Annotated in this window: 19 protein-coding genes and 2 pseudogenes; 5 read left to right on the forward strand and 16 right to left on the reverse strand. The window is 57.1% G+C overall.

From position 1 onward, the window contains the following. Positions 1–66: 66 nt before the first annotated feature. The 10 genes and pseudogenes from BI327_RS13200 to BI327_RS13255 form a co-directional block, all read right to left on the reverse strand. Positions 67–1,050, reverse strand: a complete 984-nt coding sequence (locus BI327_RS13200; protein WP_076860625.1) for a GHMP family kinase ATP-binding protein — start codon at positions 1,048–1,050, stop codon at positions 67–69. After that, complete coding sequence (locus BI327_RS13205) at positions 1,047–2,357, reverse strand: HAD-IIIA family hydrolase (RefSeq protein ID WP_076860626.1); 1,311 nt, start codon at positions 2,355–2,357, stop codon at positions 1,047–1,049. Before BI327_RS13205 ends, BI327_RS13200 begins: the two co-directional genes overlap by 4 nt. After that, on the reverse strand, positions 2,348–2,971 hold the full coding sequence (locus tag BI327_RS13210) for a D-sedoheptulose-7-phosphate isomerase (protein WP_083742046.1): 624 nt from the start codon (positions 2,969–2,971) through the stop codon (positions 2,348–2,350). The genes BI327_RS13205 and BI327_RS13210 overlap by 10 nt, the downstream gene beginning before the upstream one ends. A gap of 122 nt (positions 2,972–3,093) precedes the next feature. Further along, positions 3,094–4,032, reverse strand: a complete 939-nt coding sequence (locus BI327_RS13215) for a glycosyltransferase family 2 protein (RefSeq protein ID WP_076860627.1) — start codon at positions 4,030–4,032, stop codon at positions 3,094–3,096. 236 nt (positions 4,033–4,268) lie between these two features. Continuing rightward, positions 4,269–5,090 carry a WecB/TagA/CpsF family glycosyltransferase gene (locus BI327_RS13220; RefSeq protein ID WP_210191190.1) on the reverse strand — a complete coding sequence of 274 codons (822 nt, stop codon included), beginning with the start codon at positions 5,088–5,090 and terminating at the stop codon, positions 4,269–4,271. Continuing rightward, positions 5,087–6,286: a glycosyltransferase family 4 protein gene (locus BI327_RS13225; protein ID WP_083742047.1), complete on the reverse strand. Its 1,200-nt coding sequence runs from the start codon at positions 6,284–6,286 to the stop codon at positions 5,087–5,089. Before BI327_RS13225 ends, BI327_RS13220 begins: the two co-directional genes overlap by 4 nt. Next, positions 6,283–7,428, reverse strand: coding sequence for an NAD-dependent epimerase/dehydratase family protein (locus BI327_RS13230; protein WP_083742048.1), 1,146 nt, complete (start codon positions 7,426–7,428; stop codon positions 6,283–6,285). The genes BI327_RS13225 and BI327_RS13230 overlap by 4 nt, the downstream gene beginning before the upstream one ends. A gap of 653 nt (positions 7,429–8,081) precedes the next feature. After that, positions 8,082–9,308 (reverse strand): glycosyltransferase family protein, encoded by a 1,227-nt coding sequence (locus BI327_RS13240; RefSeq protein ID WP_245334785.1) that lies wholly within the window; start codon positions 9,306–9,308, stop codon positions 8,082–8,084. Positions 9,309–9,586: 278 nt separating this feature from the next. Continuing rightward, a pseudogene (locus BI327_RS13250) lies at positions 9,587–9,863 on the reverse strand (transposase); the annotation flags it as partial. 64 nt (positions 9,864–9,927) lie between these two features. Further along, on the reverse strand, positions 9,928–11,427 hold the full coding sequence (locus tag BI327_RS13255) for a lipopolysaccharide biosynthesis protein (protein WP_076860629.1): 1,500 nt from the start codon (positions 11,425–11,427) through the stop codon (positions 9,928–9,930). Positions 11,428–11,708: 281 nt separating this feature from the next. Between BI327_RS13255 and BI327_RS13260 the strand changes: the two genes are divergently transcribed. Beyond that, positions 11,709–12,779, forward strand: a complete 1,071-nt coding sequence (locus BI327_RS13260; RefSeq protein WP_076860630.1) for a hypothetical protein — start codon at positions 11,709–11,711, stop codon at positions 12,777–12,779. A 38-nt stretch (positions 12,780–12,817) separates the two neighbouring features. Here the strand turns inward: BI327_RS13260 and BI327_RS13265 are convergent. From BI327_RS13265 to BI327_RS13280, 4 genes and pseudogenes are all read right to left on the reverse strand, one after another. Beyond that, positions 12,818–13,087 (reverse strand): annotated as a pseudogene (locus BI327_RS13265) (DDE-type integrase/transposase/recombinase); the annotation flags it as partial. Positions 13,088–13,193: 106 nt separating this feature from the next. Further along, complete coding sequence (locus BI327_RS13270; RefSeq protein ID WP_076860800.1) at positions 13,194–13,847, reverse strand: PIG-L deacetylase family protein; 654 nt, start codon at positions 13,845–13,847, stop codon at positions 13,194–13,196. Next, on the reverse strand, positions 13,844–14,644 hold the full coding sequence (locus BI327_RS13275) for a glucose-1-phosphate cytidylyltransferase (protein WP_076860632.1): 801 nt from the start codon (positions 14,642–14,644) through the stop codon (positions 13,844–13,846). Before BI327_RS13275 ends, BI327_RS13270 begins: the two co-directional genes overlap by 4 nt. Next, positions 14,641–15,936: a class I SAM-dependent methyltransferase gene (locus BI327_RS13280; protein ID WP_076860633.1), complete on the reverse strand. Its 1,296-nt coding sequence runs from the start codon at positions 15,934–15,936 to the stop codon at positions 14,641–14,643. Before BI327_RS13280 ends, BI327_RS13275 begins: the two co-directional genes overlap by 4 nt. Before the next feature lie 309 nt (positions 15,937–16,245). Here BI327_RS13280 and BI327_RS13285 point away from each other — a divergent pair, with 309 nt between their 5' ends. The 4 genes from BI327_RS13285 to BI327_RS13300 all read left to right on the forward strand — a co-directional run bounded on the left by BI327_RS13285 (position 16,246) and on the right by BI327_RS13300 (position 19,527). After that, positions 16,246–17,196, forward strand: a complete 951-nt coding sequence (locus BI327_RS13285; protein ID WP_076860634.1) for a hypothetical protein — start codon at positions 16,246–16,248, stop codon at positions 17,194–17,196. A gap of 114 nt (positions 17,197–17,310) precedes the next feature. Continuing rightward, positions 17,311–18,033, forward strand: a complete 723-nt coding sequence (locus BI327_RS13290) for an SDR family NAD(P)-dependent oxidoreductase (RefSeq protein ID WP_076860635.1) — start codon at positions 17,311–17,313, stop codon at positions 18,031–18,033. Between the two features lie 84 nt (positions 18,034–18,117). Then, positions 18,118–18,657, forward strand: coding sequence for a dTDP-4-dehydrorhamnose 3,5-epimerase (gene rfbC / locus BI327_RS13295; RefSeq protein WP_076860636.1), 540 nt, complete (start codon positions 18,118–18,120; stop codon positions 18,655–18,657). A gap of 117 nt (positions 18,658–18,774) precedes the next feature. Next, positions 18,775–19,527: an apiosidase-like domain-containing protein gene (locus tag BI327_RS13300; protein WP_076860637.1), complete on the forward strand. Its 753-nt coding sequence runs from the start codon at positions 18,775–18,777 to the stop codon at positions 19,525–19,527. Here the strand turns inward: BI327_RS13300 and BI327_RS13305 are convergent. Then, a complete protein-coding gene (locus tag BI327_RS13305; RefSeq protein WP_083742050.1) occupies positions 19,475–20,857 on the reverse strand; it encodes a DUF4910 domain-containing protein in 1,383 nt (460 codons plus the stop codon). The two genes, BI327_RS13300 and BI327_RS13305, sit on opposite strands and share 53 nt — an antisense overlap. 6 nt (positions 20,858–20,863) lie before the next feature. Continuing rightward, entirely contained in the window at positions 20,864–21,916 is a 1,053-nt protein-coding gene (locus BI327_RS13310; RefSeq protein WP_076860638.1) for an NAD-dependent epimerase/dehydratase family protein, read from the reverse strand. Positions 21,917–22,552: the final 636 nt, after the last annotated feature.

The following is a 22,552-nucleotide window of genomic DNA, read 5'->3' on the forward strand; positions in this document are numbered from 1 at the left end:
CGCCTAGTTCAGAACTGTTGGGGGAGGCCTTTGTACCGAAAGGGGGCAGCGTCTCCCCTCACCTATCTATTCATCCGAAAAGTGAATAATTCGCGAGCCACTGAAGTCGAAACGGAACGAAACACGCCTGAGCCCGCTCATTGCTGCTAGAAAAGAGCTTTGGGCCGGCGGCGGGCAATAGAACAATAGAAACCCGCCCCCCCCGGCACCAACCAACTTCCCGCCCAACGCGCCAGCTTCGAGCCCTCGCTCATAGTGGGCATCGATGGCCCCGTCTGAAATCATTGAGGCCAAGGTTCTCTTCAGCATCCAGGCCTCGTGAAGCAGCCGCCCAAAGCCATCCAAGTCGCCGTCCCGCAAGAGCTGCTTGCCGATCTCAACTTGGGCAACCATAGCCGTTTGCGTCTTGAACATGTTCGTGTCGGATAAATTGCGCGCCTGCTCGTGAAGAATCGTCGAGGCCGAACGCGATGTGCCGAGGTGCAACAGGAATAGAGAGTCTTCCAGTCGCTTGATCGTTTCAGCGGCAAGAAAAATCTTCTCGACCGTTGTCCGGCCATCAGAATGGAAGGTAAAGTGATTAAGACCACCGAAAGCAGCAGCATATTGGTCTTGCTTGCCGATGGGCTCCTTTAGAATATCAATTTCGATATGACACGCGTCCTCGGCCAAGCGGGCCGGTGGAAGAAATCGCTGAAGGCGCGCGTTGAGATTCTGAATTAGTCCAACGGTGAAAGCCGACGACGACCCAAGGCCTGTGCCCCCTGGAATATCAGCGATTGACGCAACTTCTATGCCGCCCTTTGGTGCCAATTCACGAAGAACGGCGCGCAGAATTGGATGCTCGATCTGGTCGACCGAGGGTACAAGCTCGGTCTTTGAATACTTGAGGTGTATGGCGCTCTGATCAAAGTAGGGATGGGTTGTAAGATACATGCTCCGGTTAATCGCAGCGCTGAGCACCGCGCCTGGATGGCGGCCGTAAAAGCCGCGTAAATCGGAGCCCCCACCGAGGAAGCTGATTCGAAAAGGCGTCTGCGTCGTGATCATGGTTGCTCTCTGCCACCGGACGCTAGAATGATGTCCACGGCCTCCCCTAAATCGTCCACGAGCCAATCCGGTGAATCGAGGGCGTCGCAATCGCGGCAGCCGCTACCCGTCTTGACCCCGATCGCGGCGATCCCCATTCGACGCGCCGCCATGACGTCCCTACGGCTGTCTCCAATGCCGTATGAGCCTGCCAGCGAGATATTCCAGTCCCGTATCGCCTGCTCGAACATGCCGGCCTTCGGCTTGCGGCACCCGCAATCGAATTTCAGTTCTGGAACTTCGCCTGCAAAGCCCTTATCCGGGTGGTGGGGGCAGAAATAGAGAGCGTCGATCCAGGCGTGCTCCCGTCCCAGGAGTGTCTCCATCTTGTTGTGAATGAGCCGCAGCGCGTCCAGACTGCACTCGCCGCGCGCGACGACAGGCTGATTCGTCACAACAATGGCCAGATATCCCGCCTCGTTTAGCCGCCGAATGGACTCGGCTGAGCCAGGAATTAGCTCCATCTGCGCTGGATCTGAAAGATGCGCGACCTCTTTGTTAATGACACCATCTCTGTCGAGGAAGACTGCAGGACGCGAGTGGCCTCGACTGAGGCGTGCGGTCTTGCCGCTATCATAGTCCAGACGTACGCGCACCAGCCGGTCAGGCGTCCCGAAATCCTTGAAGTATTCGGACGAGTGATAAGCCCTAAGCCTGCCATCGCGAGCTAAGGCTGGAAAGATGTCTCTTGCGAGATCAAGGTGTTGCCCGGACGGAATCATCGCGAGGATCTTGCGTTCGATCACTGCCACGCCGGCGTTGACTTTATTCGGCAAATATTGATCTTCCGGCCTCGGCTTCGGATAGATAGCGGATATCGTTCCATCCGCGTCGGCATCGACGAGATCGCTGTCGTCTGGATGGTCGTTGGGATGAACGACCAGCGTGGCTAGCGCAGGATTACCTGCATGGTACGCCCAAAGCCGTGCAAGATCGCACTCGCTGAAAACGTCTCCGTAGAGAACGAGGAAGCGGTCCTGCAAAAGTTCGCGCGCATGGTGCAGAGCCCCCGCCGTGCCAAGCGGCGGATCTTCAGCGCAATATGAAATTTCCAAGCCGAAGCGTTTGCCGCAACCGAAATGCGATTCGATGCGATCGGCAAGATGCGAAACCAGTAGGAGAACACTCGTGAAGCCGTAGCGCCGGGCCAGCAGAATCTGATGCTCCAGATTGGGCCGCCCGCCAATAGTCACCATCGGCTTAGGGATCGTTTGCGTATGCTCGCTAAGTCGTGTGCCCCGCCCACCCGCCAAAATAACTACTTGCACGCTACACTCCGACCATAGATATACTGCGCAATGTTGTGCATCAGAATTTGATGACAGTCCTCGACGACACCATAGTTGTGAGCGGCGACGTGAAGGTTGATGTCGGCAAGTCGTGCCGAGTCACCACCGCCAAACCCGGTGAGGGCGATCGTCTTCAAACCCATCGAGCTTGCCTTGCGCAACGCCGCCAAAATGTTTGCGCTGTTTCCTGACGAGGAGATGCAGACCAAAAGGTCGCCGGGTTGGGCCTGCATCTCGATCTGACGCTCGAAACTAACGTCGTAGCCAAAATCGTTGGCGCATGCCGTGAGCAAGGCAACATTGGACACGAGCGAATGAACATGAATGGGCGCCTGGGAGGCAGTGAATGTGCCCTTGACCCAGTCGCACAACAGATGATCTGCGATCGCGGCCGACCCGCCGTTTCCAGCAACCCATAGCCGCGCGCGGCGCTTGCGAGCGCTTTCAATTTCTGAGATGGCACGGTCGAGTTGGTGCCAATCGATCGAAAGCAACGCAGTGCATATAGCGTCCGCATAGGCGCTGACGTGCGCTCCGATGCTCTCAAGGCTAAATTGGCAGTTGAAACGGCGAGGATCTTCGCGCGTAGTCATATCAGTTCCTCTTGGCCAATAATGATTTTACGATAAACGCGGATCGCGGGCACTCCTGACCTCGCTCGAGCGCCTCTCTGCGAACTGCGGATGAGCTGCGCTGGATTGGCATCAACAGACTCCTAGCCGGTCTGAAGGCGCTGCGTGCGTCGCGGCCCGCGGACGAAGCTACGCAGTTGCGAGTGGGCGTCCTGGGAAATTAGCCAATAAGCGAGAAAACGCAGGACTTGCCACACTCCAGGGGAGCCGTTCCGGAACGCACGGTACAGGAGCCTGGGAAAAGCACTGTAAGCTCTCTCCTGAGCCGCGCGAGATCCAACCACGCTCAGACAAAATCCGCTGTAGCCACGCCGGGTGATCATCGGCCCAAAGTCGTCGAGCCATCCGAGCGAAGCCGACCAGGAGGACGTTCTTTTGGTGAGGGAAGGCCGCGGCTCTTCAAAATAAAGCACGACCAGCACCTCTGGCACGGTCTCTATCCTGGCTCCTACCTGTTTCGACAGCCGCAGGAGAAACGCCCAATCGTCATGGCGGCTCTCATTGTCGAACCGTACCTTGTCAAACAGCTGGCGCGGCAGCAGATAGCTGGATGTTTGGATAAAGCCGGTTCCACCGAACAATGAGCGTCGATCGAAAAGGTACTCATCGATCGGTGTAGAATTATCATAGGTCACCTGAGGACAAATATAGCGGTCGGTCGGCGTCACCACTCGACTGAGACAGCTTACAAGCGCCGGAGGCCGACCGGATGTGAAAGCGATCTGTCGTTCCAGCTTGTTCGGCAGCCACTCATCATCGTCGTCAAGAAACGCGATCCATTCGCCTGTTGCGTGATCGGCGCCGGTATTGCGCGCACCGCCCGCCGTCAAAGAGTATGAATTTACGACGAGCCGTACGCGAGGATCATTCACCGATTGAATCGCGGAGATGATATCCCCGCTTGGCCGATCAACAACCACGATAACTTCAATATCCTGATGGGTCTGCCTGAGCACGCTATCAATTGCGCGCAACAGCAATCTCGGCCGATCGAGGGTGGGTATCACAACAGAGACCAGCATGCTCAGTTCTCCAAGAGCTCATGCGCCAGCGGGGAAACCTGATCCTGCTTGATCGTGAGACATGGAGATCGACGATCGAACCTATCTAACTGGATCGGCGGGGGCTGTTCAGTTGGCTTCTGTTTCATCTTCGGCTCTGCTCGCAATAATATGCGTCTCGATGCTGCACACCGTTCCCGGCACTGTTTTTTTTGCCCCGACGGTCGCGATCTTTTCCGAGATGCAGCGCGCAGGGTTTACCAATCTTGAGCGTAGGACTTCCACCCGGCAAGCTGTTGAAACGCCCGGACGACAAAGATGGAGTTGTATACGAGGTAGCGGTGGGCGAGCCGCCGAGGCTCCGTCATGAGACGGAATACCCACTCCAAACCTGAACGCTGCATCCATAACGGCGCCTGAGGCTTCGTGCCCGCGGCGAAATCGAAAGCCGCCCCCACGCCAAGTAACGCAGCGGCCTCAATTTTGCCGACATGGCGCACAATCCATTTGTCTTGCTTCGGCATTCCGAGCCCGACCCAGACGTAGTCGGGACGGGCGTCGTTGATGGCCTGGATGTCGGCGGCGCCTTCTTCCGGCGTGAGCGGCCGGAACGGAGGGGACCGGTAACCAGCGATCGTCAGGCCCGGGAAGCGCGCTACAAGGCGCGAAACCATCGCCTGCACGACATGAGGACTACTTCCGTAAAAATAGTGTCGGTGGCCAGTCTGGGGTGCCCTTGCGCACATCGCCAGAAGCAGATCAGGTCCATAGACGCGGCCAGCATTCGGATAGCCGCCGCGTCGGCACCACCAGACCAGAGGCATCCCGTCTTCCGTCGTCAGACCGGACCGGTTCAGAGCGCTTCGAATCTCAGGATCTTTCTGCGCTTCCACAATGCCGTGAACCGAAGTGCAAAGGACGTATTTGCGGCGCCCTTCAGCTTGCCATTTTTCGAGTATCCCAACAGTCTGTGCAAGATTCACCGGCGTGACACCAACGCCAAGAATGTTCACCCTGGGAATCTCATCCGAAACATTCGCCAGCTGGTTGTTTTCGCGCATATCCGCCGAGTGCTTCACGATATCAGCCCTTTCCCCACCAGCTCCGGGTGGTCAGTTTGGGGCGCAAATAGATTAGCGTGGACCTGCTCCAGTCGAGCAGCATAGCGGCGGACATCGAACCCCTCGAGGAAGCGGTTGCGTGCGCCCCTCGCAAGCCGGCTCCGAAGGCTCTCGTCTTCGATCACGCGGGCCAATGCGTCCGCGAGCGCCGTGACGTCTCCGGGTGGCACCAAGATTCCGGACACTTCCGGCTCGATCACTTCCAAATGCGCGCCGACGGGAGTCGTGACCACAGCGAGCCCATGCGACAGGCCCTCCAGCACTGACATTGCCAATCCCTCGGCATATGAGGGAAGAACAAGGACGTCCGAATTGGCGCATAACTCGCTCACGCCGACCTCGTCGAGCCAGCCGGGAAAGCTAACTTTGTTTAGAATGCCGAGGTCCTTGGCAAGCTTGCGGAACTCGTCAATTCGACCGCCGCCAGCGAGCGTCGCTCGCCAGTGCAGATGCTTCAGGGTGGGGCTTGCGAGGGCGCGCAGTAGCTCCGGTACGCCTTTTCGAGCGCTGAGGTCTCCAAGAAAGAGGAGATGACATGGCTTTCCCAAGACTCGCCGTCTATCGAGATCCGGCTCGGGATCCGCGACGGCGTTGTGCAGGACCGTCACGCGGTCCCTGTCCACTTGGAGCAATTGGGCAACCACTTCCAAGTCTCGCCGCCCAAGCACTATCACCGCCGCCGCGCCACGAAACGTCGTTGCAATCAGCCTTTTGAGAAACGTGCCCCGGCTCCTGTAATATTCACCATAATCGCAGTCGTGGAGATGCAGGACGCAGCGCAGCCCAAGTGCTCGGGCCACGTTCAAAAGAATGATCTTACGAATGGTGCTGCCGCGGCCTGCGATGTTGAAATGCGCCACACAGGGCGACGAAAGACGCACGCGAAACAATGCAAGCATTGTGCGGGCAAGAAAAATAACGGCGCTGGGAACATGCCGTGGTGAAGAGCCAAGGTGCCGCGGGCCACGCGAATCGACGACTCGGTACCGCAGTCTTTGCTCGGTGTGTTGATAGGCCCGGAGGAAATAGCCCATCTGGCGGCCGATACCACCGCCATGCTCCAGTCCGCCCGGGGTGACAATAAGAACGGTGCGCGTCCGCAGAGCGTCAGTCTCAGTGTCGTCGCGCTTCGCGAAAACCGATTTGGAATTCACTGACGTGTTCCCGCCGGTTCAGTCTGTAAGTTATGCAATTCGCCTTTGTTGCGTGCTGACGCGCCACCAGCCGTAGATTCGGCTTGCTTAAGGCTGAATCCCATTCCGACCAAGTGTTCTGCGTTGCGCGGGGCTGGAACACCAGTATCGAGGGGTTTGGCGTCTTTTCCGGCTTGAGGAGCGTTTCTCATAACTTGGGCCGCAATCCACTGGTAAGTCGATTCGAGCCCTGCGCGGAGCGATTGGCTCGGGTCCCAGCCGAGCTTCTCCCTGATCAGGCGGTTGTCGGAGTTCCGACCACGCACGCCCTGCGGTCCGGGCACGTGGTTCTTGCCAATCCGCTTGCCGGCGATATCCGCCACCAGGTCCACAAGCTGGTTGATGGTGACCATTTCTTCCGAACCAATGTTGACCGGGCCGGAGAAGTTCGAGCGCATCAGCCGCACGGTGCCCTCGATACATTCGTCGATGTAAAGGAAAGAGCGGGTTTGCTCGCCGTCGCCCCACACTTCGACATCCTCGCCGTTGCGCGCCATGGCGACTTTGCGACAGACCGCGGCTGGGGCCTTTTCGCGGCCTCCGGTCCACGTGCCCTCTGGTCCAAAGATATTATGATAGCGCGCGATGTGGGTCTGCATCCCGTAGTTTCGCCGATAAGCCAGATACAGGCGCTCGCTGAACAGCTTTTCCCAACCGTACTCGCTGTCAGGCGCGGCTGGATAAGCCGAGTCCTCCGAGCACTTCGGGTTTTTCGGATCTTCCTGGTTATAGGCCGGATACATGCAGGCCGACGACGAATAGAAAATCTTTCTGACGCCGCGCTTGTGACAAGCGTCGAGCACGCTCGAATTGATCGTGACTGAGTTATGCATGACGTTGGCGTCATGCTCGCCGGTGAAAATATAGCCGGCGCCGCCCATGTCGGCGGCGAGTTGATAGACTTCATCAAATCGGCGGTCCACGACGGCGCGACAAAATCCCTGATCCCGCAGGTCGCCGATGACGAAATCGTCGGCGTGGGTCTCGGAGAACTCATGAAACTTCAGGTCGGCCCCGCGAACCCAAAATCCGTCCTTTTTTAATCGCTTGACAAGATGGCCGGCGATAAATCCGCCGGCTCCGCAGACCAGGGCATATTTCATAATTCTCTACCCTTATTCATTGCGTCGAAGTCAAACGAACTGGGACGCCAACAATTAAATCAATAACCTCGGCAGAACACAATAGCGCAAATAAATTAAATATCAACAATTAATGCGTATTAAATACCACGGTTTCTAGCATGAAGCGCGTCAGCTGCGGCAGCTAGGCACACGACAACACCTCGGCCGCTGCCACCTCAAAGCCGCGAAAGGTGATGCCGCCAACGTCATTCTCTCCGCCCTCGGCCGCAATCTGCTGTTGCGCGCCTATTTCGAAGGGCCATCGCGTTAACAAGACGGCGGAGGTCGATGGGCAGCCTCGATAATCCCGTTGCCGGCCGCCGGTCGGATATGCCTCGCGACCGGCCATAGCGTCGCTGGCCTTGCAGGTTCAGGAGATCTTGCATCGCAACCCGCTCAGCGGCCACCTGTCTTGCTTCCGGGTCGTCGCGGCAATCTGCTGAAGGCGAAACCGATGAAGCCCGCGCCGCCTTTCACCAATGATATCACGGCCAAGGCGCCCGACTGTTCACCAAGCGCCTGGAGCGTGGCTGCTTTATTTGGCCGAACCTGGCCGACGGTGTGGTGACGATCTCGTCTGCAATTCGCTTATCTGTTGTCCGGCACATCTGCAGGAGACGTTGCGGCCGATATCAGTCGGGTGAAGCTGATTGTGCTGCCTGTGAGGCGATCTGCTCGAGCCGTTCCGCGCGAGCCTGCATTTTGCAAGTTGGCGCAAGCCCGATAGTATCGAACACGACGCGAATTCGATATAGCCAGTCGTGCCTTCGCGCGGCCTCCCGAACATTGTTGCGCCGAATCGCTCGCAATCGCTCGGGGTCGCCATTCAGGTCCGCAAGGATGTGGACAATATCCGGAGAATCGAAGGGCACTTGGATCACCGCATCCGACCAATCGAACTGCTGTTTGAATTCCTCCGTGCGCGGCGCCTCGCCGATCATTACCGTGCCCGCCGCGGCGCCCTCGTAGAACCGCGCGGAGATTAGATCGCCGCCCGTCGTATCCGGTATATTCACATAGCCGCGATTGGCGATGAAGTAGCGGCTGTGTTTGAGCAATGTCGCAAGCATTCGGCGGTGTTCGTGCGGGCTGTCGACGCGGAAGGTACGGTGCTTCAGGTCCGCGCCACTCGCAGCCACAGTGTCGTAGTAGTAGAAGCTTTGCCGCTGTTCGGCGTCATCGAGCAGCGCCTGATGCGTGACCGGCGAGCGCCGCCCGATGTTGCAGACGTCGATCGGGCGCGGTCGATCAAGCGATGCGGGCGTGAAACGCGGCACGTCAACGGCGAGCGGCAGGTAGGTGCACGGTCGACCGGTGATGCGCGCTACGTCCTTAAGGCTGTGACTGGACCCAATGAAGATGTGGTCAAAAGCTGATAAGAGCTCGAAGAAATACACCGGCAACGAATCCGACGGGACTTCGGTGATAAAGCACGCCGCCTTGCGGCAGCGCTGACGCCAGTTGGGAATCATCGCGAGCGAGTACAATTCGTGGCTAAGGGTGAAAATCGGAAAAAAGAGCTCGAAATCACGCTCCAGGATCACTTTGTTGCGTGGATAAGGCGCGAGCTGGCGCGCAAGCCTGGGCGATCCGGATGCCAGGCGCGCGAGTTTGTAGGCGCGCCGGGAGAACTTCAGAGCCGGCAGGTCGGTCGCGTCGATTCGCTGAGCCTCCGTAACAGCTGCAAAAACGTCCTCAAATTCGTACGCGAGACAATAGGCAACGACATCAGCGATCCGTCGCTGCGACAATAACAATACATTACCTTGCACGAGGTCCGCGCCTCCAACCAATTCAACGTTCAGGATGCAGCACGTTTCGCTCACGGCGACAATATACTCGCCTTTTATCTCCGCCAAGTGCGCTTTCCGATTTGGAAGGATGGCCCGGCGCGTACTTTAGGATAGCTGAACTCCTTCAGCACCTCCGGTGTCGATACCGATCATTCTGGCGACCAGCCGCACCATCGCATGCGGCCCTGTCTTCGGTGCTCGCTCGAGCCGCTCGGCACGTGTCTTTTCGATCGATCTGATCTGCTCACGGACTAGGTGTTTAGTCCCGGCATTTGCTGGAGCGGATTGAATTTGAATCGTTCTGGCTGGGCAGTCCAGCATTTGCAGATGTATTCGCAAGGTGTGACGGCAGCGCGCTTGGCGGCGGGCCCTACCATTTTTTGAAAGGAGCTCGCGAAGGGCAGCCGCATCGAGCATCTGCTCGGCCAGAAGCTTCTTCAGCTTCGCATTCTCCTCCTCCAACGCCTTCGGTCGCTTGGCCTCGGAGACATCCACGCCGCCGAATTTGGCCTTCCAGTTGTGGATTGTCGCTTCGGAGATCCCATGCTTGCGAGCCAGGTCGGCTGTCTTCGCCCTAGCCTCATACTCCTTCAACACAGCGATAACCAGCGCTCGCACCAATCGTTGCCACCTGCGAAAATGGCCGAGCGAACCTACCGTTGCGCGCACCCACTTCGTCCCGCCGCTATCGATTCCTCAGTAGATCCTGCACGACCGAGCCCGCAATCTTAATCGGCTCGGTAAGCCGGAACAGGCCCACAACTATGATTAGGTAAATGCAGATACAGAAGCCCGCCGACAAGAAGATGCGGACGAAGCCGGAACAATCGGTGAGAGCGTTCGTTTGCAGCCACCAGCCCCCAGCCGCCGTGCTGATTGCGCCGATCAGCTGCGGGCCTACGGCCCGAACTACGAGTGTGGCGCCAATGCCTATCGGGCGGCCCGCATAACTGATCGAGGGTACGGCAATGAGGATGCTTGCGATGACGCCCGCGACGGCGACCCCCATAGCGCCAAACGGCAGACCTCCGAGAACCGCCGCGACCTGGACAACGAGCGAAACGACCCCCCAGTTTCGCCAGCGGTCCACCCTGCCAATGGAAAGATGCAGCCAGCCCTGTGAGAGTTCAACGGCATGGAAAATTCCGCGCAAGGCAATAATAGTCAGGAGTGAACCGGTCGCTTGCCACTTTTCCCCCAACAATATAACCGTCAGGTCTTCGGCCGTCACCGACAAGATCGCCGCCATGGGCATGACGAAGAACGCTACTCCAGACAATGCCGTTTCGTACTTTTGCGCAAGGGCAGCTGGATTGGATTGAAATTTGCTAAGGCCCGCGCTTCCGACCGCGTGCAACTGACCGAGCGCCGTTAAGATAGAGTTCTCATAAAGTGTCACTGCGTTTTGATAATAGCCCACCACATCGGGCCGGTAGAACAAGCCCAGCGCAATCCGGTCGACCGCTTTGGCCATAGCATACGTGACTGAAAAGCCGACCACGTGCAGCCCAAAACGGACCATTGACTTCACTTCATCGTCAAAGATGGGAAATCCGGGCCTCCATCGGCAGGCGAGCCACGCTCCGATGGCCACGCATAGCGTGTTCACAATCGGGCGGAGCACCAGCGCCCAGTAACCGTAACCGCAATATGCGATAAGGATGGCAACGGCAATTCCTGCCAGAGTGCCGAGAAACTGTATTTTGGCAACTGTGCCAAATTGCATGGTTCGTCGCAAAAGCGCTAGGTGCTGATTTGACACCCCCCACAGCACGAAGGTAAGCGCAGTACACAGTGCGATAGGCTCTAGCCTAGGTTCGCGATAGATCCATGCAATCAGCGGGCTGCAGGCAGCCACCACCAACGCAATTGCCAACCCAATCGCACTGCTAAGCCAAAAAAGGCTGCTGACCTGGCTTCGAGTTATCTTGCTTCTTTGTATTGTAGCATCTCCAAGGCCAAAATCGATTAGCAATGGCGCAAAGCTCGTCAGAACGGTGACGATCGCAACGAGTCCAAAATCCGCCGGCGCCAAGAGCCGTGCCAAGACGATCGCTGCGGCTATTTGGAGAGCGCCGCTACCGTATTGCATCGCGACCGATGCGATACCGCCGCGCAAAGCTAGCCGCCCCAGATCCCCCGATTCCTTGTGGTCCTCGAAATAAGTTCCCGCGCCTTCGGCCATGCTCGGTCAATCATCCTCGGTCAGCCAGGAAAATGGATGCATACCGCACCTGCTTGCGGAGCCCACTGCAATTTTACGTATATTAATTCCAGCGCAGCACATTTAACTATTGAAAACATCGTATGTCGAGCTACAATTAAAATAAATTAAATGGACATAAAACTCCAAATGATTGGCCTCTATCGAAGCAGGTGGGCTCCTAGCCGCGAGCCGCCCTCCCAGGATACGCGGGTAGATGTGTTTGCGGCGCAACGCTCGGGCCTAGCCCAAGGGGGACGTGTATGACACTGCAAGCAGGGGATTGGGTGGAGGTCCGAAGCAAGGAGGAAATCTTGCGGTCACTCGACAGGAACGGCCGCTTGGAAGGGATGCCCTTTATGCCGCAAATGCTTGAATATTGCGGCCGGCGCTTCAAAGTGTACAAGCGTGCGCACAAGACTTGCGATACGATTAATCCTATTGCAGGTCGGCGGCTTGCCAACTCAGTGCATCTCGAAACGCGTTGCAACGGCAAAGCGTACGGCGGTTGTCAGGCCGAGTGCCTGATATTCTGGAAGGAGGCTTGGCTCAAGCCGATAGAGGAAAAAGCCAGTTCTAATCACGTTTCGAGCGACAGAAACGCGCTTGAACTTGAGGCGCAGATCAATGGGATCGGCTGCTCGGCAGACGACGTGTGGCAGGCTACATGCGTCCGCGGGCGGCAAGATGACGATACAAGATACATGTGCCAAGCGACGGAACTGCCAGTCTTCACGACCCCCCTTTCATGGTGGGACGTCAGGCAATACATGGAGGATTACGTTTCGGGAAACGTCAGCTTGGGCACGATACTTCGTGGTTTCGCATATCTCAGCTACTATCATTTGACACTGGCGAAGAGGGGTAGGTTGGGCCGTCCCGCTCGTTGGCTTTATGATAAGGTTCAAGGGCGCGTCGGCGGGGTGCCCTTCCCGCGAAGGAGCGGAAGCCTTGCGGGTGGCCAGCCTACCCCGGTAGTCGATCTAAATCTGCAGCCCGGGGAATTAGTTCGAATCAAATCGCACAAGGAGATCCTGTCGACTCTCAACGGAAGTATGAATCGAGGCTTGCTCTTCGAGGCTGAACTAGTTCCGTACTGTGGCGGCGTTTATCGGGTCCGAACCCGGGTCACGAAATTTATAAATGAAGCGACAGGAAAGATGTCGACAATGAAAACCCCGGCAGTCATTTTGGACGGGGTATGGTGCCGGTCGCGCTACGCCAATTGCCGAATGTTCTGCCCAAGAAGCATTTATTCTTGGTGGCGCGAAGCCTGGCTGGAGAGAGTCTCTGAAGAGCCCGCGGTCGAAATGAAGTGCGGTGCCAAGAATTAGCTGCGAGCTTTTCGGCCAGCAGAGACGTTTTGGCATCCTCAAATGCCGGGCCAGAGTTCGAAAGAGGTCCGGATTCCAACATTTGCCCTACAAATCTTCGTCGGATCCCCGCCAAAATGCGCCCGCGCCTCCTGCGGCGCCGCGACGCAGAACGAGGTGTCCATCATGTTCGACAGCCGCCACGCCAGCACCGCCCGGCTCGCCCAGTCCATGATCGCCACGAGATAGAGGAAGGCGCGCCCGATCGGAATGTAGGTGATGTCTGCACACCAGACTTCGTCCGGCCGCCCGATCGTGAGACCGCGCAAGAAAATATCCTGTGTCCAGGCACCGGCCTGGCCGTCTCCTCAGATGAAAACCGGAGTTCACCACTAATGCATGAGCCCGCTCGCATGAGCTTGAGCACTGGACCGTTCAACCCAATGCGAGTTTTCTTGCCACAAAAGCCTCCGCATAACCCTCTGGCGCTCGGCATTCCATTCCCCGAAGTCGCGCTAGTCCGCGGAAGACTTCGGGATCGAACCATTGTTTGGACCGCTGGCTTCCGAAGCGCGAAATCAAGAGATCAATTTTGCGCTCTAGCGCCCGAGCCGAAACGGGCGCGTAGAAGTTCGGCTGCCCCAGATCCCCATCCCATTTGGGGATCTCGTATTCCAGGATGAAATGATCGCGGAATGTGTTCCAGGTCAGGCGAGATACCTGTCGATGGTCCTGATGCGCGTCTTCGCTTCGATGCGTGAGAATTAGATCCGGCCGAACGCGCTCCTTTAGGGTCTCGAACCAACCCTTGATCTGCTCGCCCTGCTCCGGAAAGAAGCCATCTCGAAAGTTCATTGTCTCGACTCGAACGCTAGCTGCTTCGGACAGAAACTCCGCCGCGGAAGCCCTCGCCTCGCCCTCGCGCTCGCCCGCCGCACTGAGAACACACCAGTGCACATCGAGGCGAACGCCACGCCCGAGCAGACTCAGGACCGTCGCTCCTGCGCCTATTTCGATGTCATCCGAATGGGCGCCCAGGCAAAGCACGGAAAGGCGGTCTCCGGGTGCGATAAGCCGCAAGCCTTTCATGGCGCCGCCACGGCCCTCGCGCTGACGTCGTCGAGCCGCCAAGGCATTTGTCCACGTTCGATCATCTCCTCGAGCACTTGCTTGTCCCTCAGAGTATCCATCGCACGCCAGAAGCTCTCATGCTTATAGGCCATCAGCTGTCCGCGTTCGATCAGCCGCTTGAACGGCTCAACAACCAGTTCGTCGCCCTCCCGGATGAAATCGAAGATCTCCTTGCGAAAGATGAAATATCCGCCATTTATCCATATATCGGATTCCTGGCTGGCACGAAGCCGCCGCACGGCGCCTTGCTCGTCAAACTCGGCAAGATGAAAACTAACCGGCGGGTGGACGGCGATGAAGGAGGCAATCTTGCCGCTCTTCCTGAAGCGGTCGATCATGTCCGGCAGGTAGGCGTCCGTCAGACCGTCGCTGTAGTTGGCCAGGAATATGTCCTCGTCCTCGACGAGGTGACGGACCGCCATCAACCGCTGTCCGATATTGCGCCAAATTCCGGTGTCGACGAGTGAAACACGCCAGTCCGGCGGCCGCTCACCCAGGATCTCGATCTGCTTGCCGAAGTTCGAAACCAGACAATCGCTGTTTGCGGTCTGCTTGTAGTTTAGGAAGTAATCCTTGACGACGTTCGCCTTGTAGCCAAGGCAAAGAATGAAATCCCGGTGTCCGTACTGACTATAGTACTGCATAACGTGCCACAGGATCGGCTGTTGGCCGATCGGCACCATGGGCTTCGGGACGCTCTCAGAGTATTCACGAATGCGGGTACCAAGCCCGCCGCAGAATAGGACGACTTTCATGGCGCAAAGTCCTGAGGGGAGATGACATCAACGTCGGGGATGGGCACGATCATCTTGCATCCCCACGAGCCGACATGGCGCATTTGCTCGACGATCTCACGCTTCAGATTCCAAGGTAGGATCAGTAGGAAATCCGGCCGGACCTCATCAATCACGGATACTGGATAAATTGGGATGTGCATCCCCGGCGTATACCGCCCGTGCTTGTAGGGATTGCGATCAACTGTGAACTCGAGAAAGTCGGTGCCGATGCCGCAGTAGTTTAGCAGCGTATTGCCTTTGCCCGGCGCACCATACCCGCATATCTTAGCGCCATTCTCCCTGCACTCGATTAGGAATGACAGAAGCTGGCGCTTCGTGCGATGGACTTGCGCGGCGAACCGCGTGTAGCTCATGATATCCTCAAATCCGATTTCCCTTTCATGGGCCAGGAGCGCGTTCACACGCGTGGACGGCTTATGTGCCGCGTCAGCGTGGCACAGATACACACGCAACGATCCGCCATGCGTGCTGAACTGCTCAACATCGAATATTCTGAGATGGTGCCGTCGGGCGAGGCGATCAATCGTGAGCAGAGAAAAGTAGGAGAAATGCTCATGGTAGATGGTATCGAACTGATTCTCGACCATGAGCCGCTCAAGATGGGGGACTTCCAGCGTAATGACTCCTTCCGGTGCCAACAGAAGGGCCATGCCGGCCGCAAAATCATTGAGATCGGGCACCTGCGCCAGGACGTTGTTGCCGATGATGAGGTCGGCCCGCCTGCCCTCCGATACGAGACGACGTGCCAACGCAGATCCGAAAAACTCAACCAGGGTCGGTACGCCTTTTGAGCGGGCCGCTTCGGCCACATTGGCTGCAGGCTCGATTCCAACCACGGGTACACCGAGTGGAAGGAAATGCTGGAGCAGATAACCATCATTGCTCGCGATCTCGAACACTTCGCTGCCTGCTCCGAGCCCGAATCGCGCTACGACCATGTCGCAATAGCGGCGCGCATGCTCGACCCATGACGTCGAATACGACGAGAAATACGCGTACTCGCTGAAGATGTGCTCCGGCTGCACATACGCCCGGAGCTGCACCAGAAAGCACTCCCCGCAAGCCAGCGCGTGGAGCGGAAAGTAAGGCTCCATCTTGTCGATTTCGCTGGCCGGCAAGAAGCTCTCGCAGAGCGGCGACATGCCGAGGTTCACGAAAGTCGTTGCCAGCGGCGCGCCGCATAGCCGGCAGCAACCAAAGCTGGGCGCTCCACGGCGCGCGATCGTCCCTTCTTTAAGAATTGCGTGCATGGGCTCGTCCGGTTCCCGCTGAAAAACACGTCGTTAAGCCGCTCCCCGCACGAGTCTTTCTATGGGAATTTCGGCCACGCTATTTTATAATAAATACAGGTTTTAAATCAACAACTAAATGATGATGGCGATTAAAACAATCCCGAGAGCATTGATTTCTCGTCGCTATTTTCGTTCGCCCAAAAACACCGCGCCGCCACTACATCGCACGCGCCAATTGCACCCCATCTTATTTAGCTATATATATTACGGGCCCTGAATTATAATTAAATAATCAAGACAGAGCAAACGGGAAAACCGGGTGCCCCCATGAGTAACACTGTCTTCCATGACTCGAACGTTTCAGACGATATCCGTCGTCAACGCCTCTACGATGGACAGCTATTCGTCTATTCGACGCGGCCAAGCGTGATCGCTCTCGCCAAATTCGCGAGAGCGATGATCGAAGATGCTTTTGCCGGACTCGACCCCAGAACCGCGCAAAATACCATGGAGGTCGAACGTTATGCCGATCTACTCAGCAAGTTGAAGCCACAATTCATTCATCATCCCGAATCCAAACGTCATCTTCAATCGATCATCGAGGACTTCGGATGCGATCCGGAGAAGACCTATTTCGATGTGCCTAGGATGCGCAGTTCGACGAGCGACAACTATCTCACCACGGGTATCGCGTTCGCATGGCACCCTCACCGGGACACCTGGTACTCTGCCCCAGCGTGCCAGATCAATTGGTGGCTGCCGATCTATGAGATCGAATCGGACAACGCGATGGCCTTCCACCCACGCTACTGGAGCCAGCCAGTGAGAAACAGCTCCTCCGAATACAATTATTATGTTTGGAACAAGCTGCATCGCGGAGAAAGCGTTGCAAAGCTGATTAAGAATGACCCACGCCCGCTGCCGCGCGCTACTGAACCACTCGAGTTGGATCCGCAACTGCGACTCATTTGCCCTGTAGGCGGCCTGATACTGTTCTCCGCTGCGCAAATGCACTCAAGCGTGCCCAACACGTCGGGCGTCACTCGCTTCAGTATCGACTTCCGGACCGTTCATCTAGATGACGCCGCCACAAGGCACGGCGCGCCAAACATCGATTCAGCCTGCAGCGGCACCGTCATGCGCGACTATCTCCGTTGCTCGGACTTGTCAGGAATACCCGAGGAGGTCATTTCGCTCTATGACGATGGCACCGAGAGCGGCGGAGAGCTGCTCTATGTGCCGAAGCCCGCCCGCGAAGAGAATCCACAGGCTTCGTAGAGACAGCGGATATTCCACTCCGCCAGCCGAAGCCGAGCCCTTGCGATCGGCGCTCCAGCCGATAGTTGGTCGGTTTCGGCATATTGAGTTTCTTAACCGCCGGACGATCCGACGATGAGCAGAGAATGGAAAGCGGCGATCACCGGTGCCAGTTCCAGAATCGGCACGGCGATAGCCGCCGCGATCGCTTCTGAAGGCAGCTCTGTCTGTCTAATTGGTCGCGATCTGGCGCGGTTAGAGGCTGTAGCCGGTCTGTCATCCGCGACCGCTCGGGCGGTGTTAGTGCATGAGGCAGATCTAAATGTCGATGGCGCCGTCAAGGAACTGGGGCAACGCCTCAGGGACGAATTCGGGGCACTCGACGTCTTGGTCCACTGCGCTGGGGCCTTCACGACCGGAAGTGTCGAGAAAACGCCGGTGCAACAACTCGACTTGCTCTATCGGATGAATGTCCGAATGCCATTCTTGCTTACACAGGAATTACTACCGCTTCTCAAAGCCCGACAAGGTCAGATTGTGTTTGTCAATTCGTCCCAAGGCCTTCACCCCAAGGCCAATAGCGGACCGTTCGCGGCAACTCAGCACGCGTTGAAAGCGATCACTGATAGTCTGCGCCAAGAAATCAATGTTGACGGGATCCGAGTGCTGAGCATCTATCCGGGACGCACCGCGACCCCAAGAATGAAGGCGCTCTACAAAATTGAGCACCGGAGCTATCAGCCGGAGCTGCTACTTCAGGCAGAGGATATAGCTAAGGTCGTACTAAACTCGTTGCTCCTGCCGCGTACAGCAGAAGTTACAAATGTAGAAATTCGCCCGCATTTCAAACCGTACTAGGAACGCGACTTCATCGGAATAAGCGGAATGCTCGAGGTCGAACAAACGCGAACCGAGAGCTCCGATAATTCTCGGGGCTAGAGAATGGAATTTCGTTCAACAAACCTTGCCGGCGCCTACCTGGTTCAACTCGAGCCGCTGCATGATCACCGAGGGTTCTTTGCTCGCACGTTTTGTGTCGAAGAGTTCGCAACCCACGGACTTGAAATCGGATATCCGCAGCACAGTATCTCGTATTCAGCGCGCAAGGGGACTCTGCGCGGGATGCACCATCAGCGCGATCCACATCGAGAAGCAACACTCGTGCGCTGTACAAAGGGTGTCATTCTTGACGTCATAGTCGATATCAGACCGGATTCATCGACCTTTTGTCGTTGGCAGAAATTTGAGCTCTCGTCTGCGAACGGCCACCAGCTCTACATTCCAAAAGGCTTCGCCCACGGCTTTCAAACCCTCTGCGATGACGTTGAAGTGAGCTACCTGATCTCCACACCCTACGAGCCAGGATCTGCTGACGGCATTCGCTACGATGATCCGGCGCTTGGAATCGAATGGCCGTTGCCGATCATGGAAATTTCCGAAAAAGATCTGCATTGGCCTCCATTTGCCCACTCGGTTCTTTGAGAGCACTGAACCTTCGAGCTACCGGGAGATGACCGACACCGCCGCATTCGTACCACCCGCCGACGCACGGCGACGGGCGTTTTCAGTTCTGCGTGGCCGGAGCAATGCGCGAAGCGGATGCGCACGCAAGCTAGGGCCCTTCTCGTGGCTTGCGCGCTGCCGGCGTTCGGCGTCGACGTTCTCGCGCTTGATCTTTCGACGAAACATGATCCGAGCACAACTGCAAGCGCTCTCACGACCAACCCAGCCTTTCCACTCAAGGTCAGTGCAAACAATCGCTGCCTGGTCGACCGAGATGGCGCCCCGTTCCTCATGGCTGGCGATTCTCCGCAAAGTCTCATCGGCAATTTATCCGAAGACGAAGCGGCGGCGTACGTTGCCAACCGGGAGACGTACGGGATCAACGCTCTTTGGATAAATCTGCTGTGCAATGCTGGCAGCGGATGCGGGTCCGACGGCGCCACCGCGGACGGCCTTGTCCTGTTTACGGTGCCGGGCAATCTCTCAACTCCAAATCCGGCTTATTTTTTTCGGCGCGCCGAAGATGTGATCCGTCTTGCTGACAAGCGTGGGATGGTCGTGATCCTCGACCCTATCGAGACCGTCGGGTGCCTGGGTACTCTGAGGGCAAATGGCGTTACGAACGCATACGGATATGGCCAATACCTCGGCAACCGCTATCGAGACGTTCCGAACACCATCTGGATGCACGGCAACGATTTCCAATCCAGTCAAGACAGCGATGACCGTTCGCTGGTGCAGGTTGTCGCACGGGGAATCCGGGATGCGAACCCGAACCACCTCCACGCGGTGGAGCTCAATTTCCTGACGAGCGGGTCGCTGGAACGCAGTCTCCCCCGGATTGGCTGACTTTTTTCTCGCTGGCCTCGTCCATCGTGAGAAGGCCATGATCTTGCAGCACGAGCGCCGTCCTTCGGATCATTGAGAACGGCAACTGCGCCTTTTCTGCAATGTCCAGGAGCGAATGCTGTCCGTCGGAAAGATTCAAGACCCACAACATCGCCATGTTGGCGGCCGCAGCGTCCTTGTCTCCGCCAATGATCCCATATAGCCGCCGTCGGCCCAGTTGTGGTTCGCATCTGGCCACCATGTTGCGGTACACCGCATCGTTCTCCACGACCTCAATTGCCGAGGCGATCAGGTGGTAAGAAAGAGCCAGATGGTCTGCGCCGATGAAATCGAGATTATCGGCCGAGGTGTGATATTGCGGGATTTGGCCAAACTGGCTGCGCTGAAAGAGACCGACCGGCAGATTGAAACCCGGCGAGCAAAACTGACGCTCGTCATAACCGTAGGGAGAAAATTCGAGAATCGCGGGTGTTAGCCCGCAATGCCGAAGGCAGTGAGTGAGTACCCTATCGATCTTGGCATCGCCTCGCCTGCTCTTCTTGTATGTTGGACCCCCTCCGTCTCCGACCATAGACACAACGAGTCCATGCTTGATGTGCCTCACGTGATCCTCATTACGAGCGAGCCAAGTGATCGCACCGATCGTACCCGGTGCAAACAGGAATCGGTAACTGTATCGCGTTCGGAAGCCCGCCATCCGCTTCGCAAGATGCGTGAGCAGCGCGACACCCGAACAGTTGTCGTTGGCGAGCGAGGGGTGGCATACATGGGCCGAAAGTAGAAACTCATCCTCGATTTCGCCCCTATGCAGATACTCCCCATATGTCAGGTGTCCGTCTGCAAGGGTCGAGTCGATGACCACCTCGTAGGTTTCGTCTGCGAGCCCCTCCAACAGACGGTGAGGCATGCAGAATGCCCAGTTCTCGGCGTAGTACGACGTTCGATAGGGGATGAGGTCGGGCTGATCCGGCAACGTGTAGACGTGCTGCTTTAGCTCTTCCAGCGAGATTCGCTGTCGCACAGGCACGCTATAGCTCATGATGTGCAGGTTTGATCGAGCGAGGTCGAGGATTTTTTCGCCCCGCTCGTTCCTAATATACGCGTCGCGAATATTCCACTCGCGCGGAATGCCCCAATCGAAGACTTGCGTCCCGGTCGGCACCTCGTGCACCTCAAGCTTGATGTGCTCGCCTATCGCGCGTAGCGTCTCCCGGACTCCATGGCCGGTGATACTGCGGCAAATCGGATATATCTCCGCGACAAAGGCGAGGATTTCCTCACCGATGTCCGCGGTGACGAGTTGCTCAAAGAGATATTGCCCATCATTCATGACAATTCATGACGCCGCCTGCCGCTGCAGCTGCGAGTGGCGCAACTTGGGATCAAGAATGCCTTCAGCCAGCAACTTGCTGATGTGGGCGATGCGCTGGTACCGCGGGCCTTCAAATTCCCCCAACGTCAACCCGGATGAACGATAGGCCTTGTAAAGCTGCTCGGCACCCCCGCGCGCGTCCCACTGCGGCTTGAATTCCGGCAGTCTCGTGCGGATCTTTTCGAAACTCACCCGATACGATCGCTTGTCGGGACCGGCATCATCCGCAAACTCGATTGTGCAATTGGGCACGACGCTCGCAACGATCTCGGCTAGGTCGCGAATGCGATAGTTGTGGGCGGTCTGCCCCACATTGAAGGCCTCATTGAATACCCGCTCTGCGGGTGCTTCGAGCGCAGCTATGAAGGCGCGGGAGATATCCTCAATGTGCACGATCGGACGCCACGGCGTGCCGTCCGACTTCAAATGAATTTTTCCGATCGTAAAGGCCCAAGCGACAAGGTTGTTCAAGACAATATCGAAACGCTGCCGCGGCGACAACCCGTAGGCTGTTGCGGGCCGCAAATACACGGGACAGAAACCGTCGCCAGCCAAACGAGAGATGTCGCGTTCGGACATCACTTTCGACTCGCCGTAGGCCGTCACGGGATTGAGCGCGCCAGTCTCATCAATCATGTCCTCGCCGGCTTGACCATAGTTGCTGCAGGATGAGGCAAGCACAAACCGGCGGACGCCCGCTCTCTTCGCCAGTTCAGCTATCCGCGCGCTGGCTTGGTGATTGATCTCGTCGGTAAGATTCGCGTCGAGATCGCCAAGCGGATCATTCGAAAGCGCCGCCAAATGCAGAACTGCATCGAAACCGATAAGGTCGGTGGCCTCGACGTCCCTAACATCCTTGCGGATCGTCGGTACCTCGCAAATTTTGCCGCCCGCGAGATAGGTGCAGCGGGAATATAGATCGCTGTCGAGTCCAGTCACTTTATGACCTGCCTCGACCAGCATGGGTGTCAAAACAGTACCGATGTAACCAAAGTGTCCAGTGACAAGAACGCGCATGAGTGTTCTCCGGGCTAATTGGCAGATATGACGACGAGCAGTGCTCATTGCCTGCTACGAGCGGCTTCGGAAACGCGTGTGACACTGGCACGCCCACGATGTTCGGTCGCGCCACGCCGTTTGACCGGGCTGGCGTTTGTTCCGCGTGCGCGCCCCCCCGACTTTAAAATCCGCACAAATGCTCGACGCGCCGCATCGCTAGGACATACAAAGCCTTTTCCAGCATCTGATCCATTCCATTGGATTTTGCGTCGGCCGAGCCTCGCCATTTTAATTTTGAGCATTTGGCACATTTATCCGACATATCAAATTTAAATGCAACACGACCCGAGCCAGAATGTCAGTTTGGATTGGGCCGATCATCGTGCGGCTGGCGCGGGTGGAAGTCCGAGATCAACTGGCTGGGCGGGCGACCTGACACTTTGGAGAGAGGTTCTGCAAACTGATGGTAGCCGCCAACGTCGTCCCTCTCTGCTGTCGGCTATCTCCGCCTCGTCCTCGCCTGGCTGAGGATGCTCTTGCGCCTAATCCTGATCGCCATGTCGACCTGGGTCGACCTCCAAACGGCGATCAAATCGGCTTCTTGACGCACGATTAAATCAACCAACCTTCATTTAATTTGGACAACCATCATTT

This window comes from Bradyrhizobium mercantei, assembly GCF_001982635.1.
GTDB lineage: Bacteria > Pseudomonadota > Alphaproteobacteria > Rhizobiales > Xanthobacteraceae > Bradyrhizobium > Bradyrhizobium mercantei.